A 4,151-nucleotide genomic window follows, 5' to 3' on the forward strand; every position below is an offset into this window, starting at 1 on the left:
GCACAGTTCCGGATCGCTCGCTGCACCATCTGCCGGGCGGTCTTCCGGCTCGTCGTCGATCCGGGCATTTCGCAATCCCCAGAACGCCAACACCGCGAGCACAGCAAGCCCGACAATGGCGACAAGGTAGGTATCGCGGGTAGCGACAGTGAAGGCCGCCTCCGCAGCATCGGTGAGCCGTGCCGCCACACCGGTTGGCAGTTCCCTGGCCGCAGCGAGCGCCCCTCCGATGTTCTGAGAGCTCTGCTGCGCGAGCTCGGCGTCCAGACCTCCCGGCAGCGTGCTCCGCAGCGAGCTCGAGTAGCCGAGGTAGGCGATCGTTCCGCCCGCGGCAAGGCCCGCGGTGTTGCCCAGGCTGCCGCCCACCTCCTGCATCGCCTGGGCCGACCCGGTCTGCTCCACGGGCGCGCTCGCCAACAGCACGTTGGTGCCGAGTGCGAACACCGGCGCGATGCCCGCCGCCATCACCGTTGCCGCGGCAATGAGCAGCGGCGTGGACGCCTCGGGTCCCCGAGCGACGGTCAGGAGCATCCCGACAGCGCCGACCAGGCCCACCAGCACCCCGACGCCCATCGCGAACCCGGGGCGGAACCAGCGCAGCAGCAGCGGGGAGGCCGCCGTGGTCACCACGGAACTGACGGCCGGTACCACTAAGAGGGCACCTGCGGCGAGCGGGGAGTGCCCGACCACCACCTGCAGGTGCTGCGCGAACTGGAGGTCTGCACCCACCGTCGCAGTGATTACGAGCCAGATGGACAGCAGCGCGACCGTGAACGGTGCGGCACGGAACAGACGCAGATCCAGCAACGGATCAGACAGCGTGCGTTGGCGACGCACGAACAGGACGATGAGCGCGAGCCCGATGGCCAGCACGAGCCCGTGCACAGCATTCCAGCCACCCGCGGCCAATTCCTGACCCCCGAACACCACCGCGGCGATGCCGGTTGCCGACAGCAGGACGCTGATGACATCGATGCCGCCCCGACCCGTGCCGGCGACCCTCGGAAGCAAGCGTCCGGCAAGCAGGACAACGAGGATGGCAGCGGGGACGTTGATCAGGAAGATGGATCCCCACCAGAACTGCTGCAGCAAGACGCCGCCCAGCGGCGGCCCAAGGGCCATACCCCCGGAGAAGGCCGCCATGAACAGCGCCAGCGCGACCGAGAACTGCTTCGCGGCGGGGAACATGCGGCGCAGCAAGGCGAGACCGGCAGGGGCGATGGTGACCGCCGATGCGCCGAGCAGCATCCGCGCGACGATCAGGACCTCGACCGAGGGCGCGAATGCGGCAAGTAGCGAAGCCACTCCGTAGGCGAATATCCCCAGAACCAGCAGCAACCTCGGCCCGAACCGGTCGACCAGCCTGCCCGCGGTCAGCACGAGGCTCGCCCCGGCGATGTCTCCGATGTGAAGCACCCAGAGCTGCTGGGTGCCCGACGGCAGCAGTTCCGCCGCGATCACGGGAATAGCCAGGAAGAGCACGGTCATATCGAGCGCGGCCATGAAGACCGGCACCATGAGCAATCCCAGGCCGATCCACGCTCGGGTATCCACTCCGGCCGGCCCCTGATCTCGTTGATCCATCACGTCGAATCCTTTTATGCTACGCTACGTTTCGTATTTATTTTACAGGAAGGGCGGGGCCATGACCAACGGCAGAGGGCGACCCCGGGATGCACAGATCGACGCCGCCGTACTCGAAGCAACAGAGGAGGCGCTCGATACCGAGGGCTACAGCGGCGTCATCATCGAAGAGGTAGCGCGACGCGCCGGCGTCAGCAAGACCGCCGTCTACCGCCGCTGGCCGAACCGACGTCATCTGGCACTCGCGGCGCTTGCGGATCGCCTCGGCAGGATCGAAGCTCCGAACACCGGTTGCACCCTCTGCGATCTGCACGAGTGCCTGGTGCTGATCACGAACGCCTTCCGCCGCCTCGGCACTGGAACACTCGCACAGCTCATCGCAGAGGGCGCCGACGACGCTGAGCTGCGAGAACAGCTGACGGAGATCGTGCTCGAGCCACCTCGACGAGCGGTTCACCGCAGCCTGTTCGATGCACGCCGACGCGGCGACCTCAGAGACGACGTGGATCTGCCGCTGACCGTCGACGCATTGAGCTCCCTGGTCTTCTATCGATTGCTGCTCGGTGACGACCCCATGGACCCGCAACAGATCGAAGCGGTGGTGATCACGCTGCTACGCGGCGTGGCGGCGGATGCGGGAGCGCTCCTGCGCGAGTTCGCCGAGCACGAAGTGCACCTCTCCTAGCCCTACGCGCTTCTGATCGTCCTGTTGCGGACTCCGAGGAGCCCAACGAGCGCGAAGAGCAGCGCACCTCCCGCGAGCAGCGCGAGACCCGTGCCTTCAATACCGTTGGCGAGCGGCATCTCCCCGAGCGCCCACTGCCAGGGTGAGGCTACGGCGACATCTTCGAGTGCTTCGACGAGGGGTAGCAGAGCGTGCGAAAGATAGCCGAGCACGAGCACCCCGAAGGTGATGCCCAACGTTGCCGGGCCGCGCAGACCGAGCCCCGCGAGTGCCATCGCGAGCGCCCCGTGAAAGAGCGCCAGCAGGAACACGGCAAGCGTTATGGCGACGACGCCTTCCGCCTCGAGTTCCATGTCGAGGGCGGGAGCACCGAACCCTACCGCTGCTCCCACAACGAGGCCGACAGCCGCCAGCACGAGGGCGACAGCGAGGAAGCGTGCGAGATACACACCGGTGCGACCGACAGGCAGTGCGAGCAGCAGTTCGAGCCGCCCCGCGTCTTCATCGGCTGCCGTGAGCGCATTCATCTGCATGATCGCGAACGCTCCGAACAGCAGCGGGAGGATCATCGCGTAGAGGTTGCCGTTGAGGTACCCGACCGGCGACCCGAAGTTCTCCATGCCGAGCGCGGCCACGAGTTCGGGCGAAAGCCCGTCTGCGATGGTGTCGAGACCGCCGCTGTCGCTCAACGATGGCCAGACGGACAGCACCGAAACGGTGAGCAGCAGAAGAGCGCCACCCCAGATGAGTCCGCTGCGCCGCTGCGCAGCAAGTGCACGGGTGAAGAGTTCGATGCGCATCACTTCTTCTCCTTCTTGTCGGAGCGGTAGTACGACAGGAAAGCCGTTTCCAGGTCGGGTTCGGGTGCCGTCAGCGACTCGAGTTCGTACTGCGCCAATAGGTCGAGGAGCGTACGGGGAGGCCCGTTCCAGCGGATGCGCACCTCACGTTCGTCGACCGAGACCTCGGCAGCACCCTCCAGCGCCGAGAACCGTTCTCGCGTCGGCGCAGCGTCGGCGAACACCGCACGAAACTCTTGCGCAACGCCCTGACGCAGCTCATCGGCTGCGCCCTGTGCAACGATCTCGCCGGCACGGATCACGACGATCGAGTCGGCCATCCGCTCGACTTCGCTCATGATGTGCGATGACAGCAGCACGCTGGTGCCCTGCTCGGCAACCTCCGACAGCACCGTCATGAACTCGTTCTGCACAAGGGGGTCGAGCCCGTTCGTCGGCTCGTCGAGCACCAGGAGTTCCGGCCGCGACATCAGGGCGCCGACGAGCGCGAGCTTGCGCCTGTTGCCGGTCGAAAGTCCGCGCACGGCCTTATCGGTCTTGACATCGAACCGTTCGACGAGTTCATCGCGGAACTTCGCGTCGACGCTGCCCCGCAGCCGCTCCCAACTCTGCAGCGTGGTCTTCACGGTGAGCCGGTCATCCAGTCGGAGCTCGCCGGGCGAGTAGCCGACTCGCGCACGGGCTGCGCGATCGCGACGCGGGTCGCTGCCGAAGACTCGTACCGAGCCGTCCGTCGGCGTTGAGAGCCCGAGGATCATGCGGATGGTCGTGCTCTTGCCGGCGCCGTTGGGGCCCAGGAAGCCGAGCACGGTGCCCGGTTCAACCGAGAAGTCCACATCTCGTACTGCCGTGAACGCGCCGAATCGCTTGGTCAGCTGTGCGCATTCGATGACGGGTTGCATGATGATCACCTAGTTTTCGTTGTCTGTGTGGTCGGCTCGCTGCGCCCGCTCGGCGATCGCCGCCTTCGTCGCCTGCAGCAGTGTGTCGTCGACGTAGAGGCCGTGCGTGAAGAGTTCGAGCATGGGCACGCTGATGCTCATGAGGGCGGCGGGGGTCAGTCGGTCCTCACCGAGGGCTCT

4 protein-coding genes are annotated in these 4,151 nt (G+C 66.4%); 1 reads left to right on the forward strand and 3 read right to left on the reverse strand.

Annotation, left to right across the window (positions count from 1 at the left end):
* A partial coding sequence (locus Q0O95_RS13300; protein ID WP_293699606.1) for an MFS transporter occupies positions 1-1,584 on the reverse strand: 1,584 nt, incomplete at its 3' end.
* 61 nt (positions 1,585-1,645) lie between these two features.
* On the opposite strand from Q0O95_RS13300, the gene Q0O95_RS13305 reads away from it, so the two are divergent.
* Positions 1,646-2,269 (forward strand): TetR/AcrR family transcriptional regulator, encoded by a 624-nt coding sequence (locus Q0O95_RS13305; RefSeq protein ID WP_293699603.1) that lies wholly within the window; start codon positions 1,646-1,648, stop codon positions 2,267-2,269.
* Positions 2,270-2,271: 2 nt separating this feature from the next.
* Here the strand turns inward: Q0O95_RS13305 and Q0O95_RS13310 are convergent, their stop codons facing one another.
* Entirely contained in the window at positions 2,272-3,069 is a 798-nt protein-coding gene (locus Q0O95_RS13310) for an ABC transporter permease subunit (protein WP_293699608.1), read from the reverse strand.
* Positions 3,069-3,971, reverse strand: a complete 903-nt coding sequence (locus tag Q0O95_RS13315; RefSeq protein ID WP_293699611.1) for an ABC transporter ATP-binding protein — start codon at positions 3,969-3,971, stop codon at positions 3,069-3,071. The genes Q0O95_RS13310 and Q0O95_RS13315 overlap by 1 nt, the downstream gene beginning before the upstream one ends.
* Between the last annotated feature and the right edge of the window lie 180 nt (positions 3,972-4,151).

The organism is uncultured Agrococcus sp. (assembly GCF_945915485.1).
GTDB lineage: Bacteria > Actinomycetota > Actinomycetes > Actinomycetales > Microbacteriaceae > Agrococcus.